The sequence below is a fragment of the Mycoplasma marinum genome, from assembly GCF_004335975.1.
GTDB classification, from domain to species: Bacteria; Bacillota_I; Bacilli_A; order Mycoplasmatales; family Metamycoplasmataceae; genus Mycoplasma_K; species Mycoplasma_K marinum.
Map to the genome: position 1 here is coordinate 1 of NZ_PSZO01000058.1, position 2,032 is coordinate 2,032.

At 24.9% G+C, this 2,032-nt stretch carries 1 protein-coding gene; it reads right to left on the minus strand.

Translation table 4 applies throughout. The features are described from left to right. Positions 1 to 1,398, minus strand: a 1,398-nt coding sequence (locus tag C4B24_RS04645) for a hypothetical protein (RefSeq protein WP_131599612.1), incomplete at its 3' end; no start/stop codon positions are given. Between the last annotated feature and the right edge of the window lie 634 nt (positions 1,399 to 2,032).

The following is a 2,032-nucleotide window of genomic DNA, read 5'->3' on the forward strand; positions in this document are numbered from 1 at the left end:
AATGATCAATCAAATTTGTCTATACTTTTCCTCAAAATTAAAAATATCTTTTTTCATTATTATTTTAATAAATTCTCCGATATTATCAACGATGGCGCATCTTCCAAATTTAAATAAATCCTTATTTTCTTCACTTTTATTTAAGATGCTAATCTTGTGTATATTAGCTAAAAAATCTGAATAAGCGCTTGAATTCATATCTGTTCCTTTAATCCAAGATTCTGTAGCAATAATTTCTCAAGCAATAAAATCATTTGTTTTATTCTTGATTTTTGATTTGCAATAAAATTTAATAACTTCTTCTTTTCATAAATTAACTTCAAGCAATGATTCTTCAATCATTAATTCAAATTCTGCTTTTTTTCATCCATCATCAAATCTTTTTGAGTATTGTTGTTCAATTTGTTCAAGTTTATTTATAAATCAAATTAATGACTTTAATTTATGGATTGGATAATTTAATTTATTAATTGGGTAAGTTCTTTCTTTAGAGCTAAGACTTTCTTGCAAAGCCAGTTTTCAAAAATATTTTTCCATTTCAAATTTTAAATTAGTTCCACTATATCCCACAAAGTGTTTTAAAACATTTTCCTTTAAATTTGTTTTATTTGGATTTATAAACTTCAACTCTCTTTTAAGTATATTTAAATAAGATTGTTTATCTTTTTCAGGATGCAAAGCTTTCTCATCATCCAAATTGTATAAAAAGGATTTTTCAACAATATTTTCAGGGTATTCACTTAAAAAGAAAACCAATAATAAATTTTTATCATTAGAAAAATGTTGCTCAAGTATTTCAATATCATTAAATTCTATTCCGCTAGGACAATGAGCTAATATAATTATCTTTCCAGTAACTTTCTTTCCCTTATCTTTTCTGACATTTACTCAAACAGCAATACCTGATAAAAGTAAAATAAAAAAGATGATTGTTAACGCTGCAATTAAATATGTTGCACTATAGGAAACAACATTATATGATTTATTGAATATGATAAATATTACTGAGAGTAGAGAGGTAAAAAGTGAAATTGCCAAAGAAGATATTGTTACCCTTGAATTTCTTTTCTCTTTATCTATATTATTTTTGTTAATATCAATATAAAATTTATTTTCGTTTTTAAGAATAAATTTTCTAGAACTAATTTGTTCCACATAGTCAGTAATTTTATATTTTTTAAAATCTAAAATTACATCAGCAGTATTCCATTCAATCTCCCTATTATTTATTTCACTTAAAATATTATTTTTCAATAATTCTTTTCCATTTTTTTCTTTACTAACAACATAAACAGAGCCTTTTTCGTTATAACTTTTATTAACCATAGAATCAACTATATCTTTCGTTATATAAGGAAACGCACCATAATGTCTACTTCGCATCTTTTTATTTTTCATATAAAAATTATACTCTTAATCACTTGTTGTAGTTGCCATTCGAGATAATGTAATGGAAACTATTGAAGTTACTTGATTTAATATAGAATAAATAAAAGAGTTCATTTTTGAAATAAAGCTTGCAAAGAAATTATTGTTGTTGCCTTTAGAATTATAGAAAGTAAAGAGTTTGTCCACATCATTAATTAAAGATGAACAAGCAATTAAAAAAAGAGTCTAATATAGGGGCAACAATCAACATTCTTTCTCCTACACTTGATAAATACTGATTTGAGCATTAAAATAATAACCAATAACTCTAGAGCCTTAAAGGATATTATTGATTAAAACGCATTAAATAATGGCATTAAATTTATAATAATATAACCGAAAAATCAAGGGAAATAAAAAAAGGAGAAGATCTCCTTTTTTTACGCCGTTATCTAGTAACGCGCTTCACAAGAATATTATATACCAACCAAATACTTTAGAGTTAGCAACTGGAGATAATTCTCTGAGTTGTTCTGCTTTTGAACTATGCTCATTCAAGAGATCGGTTAATTTTCATCAAAGTATTTTATCTTTTTGTTTTTCATAATAAAAACTATTCTTGTTCACTTCAAAAATAACAACGACTTGATCTTGTTTTTATCTT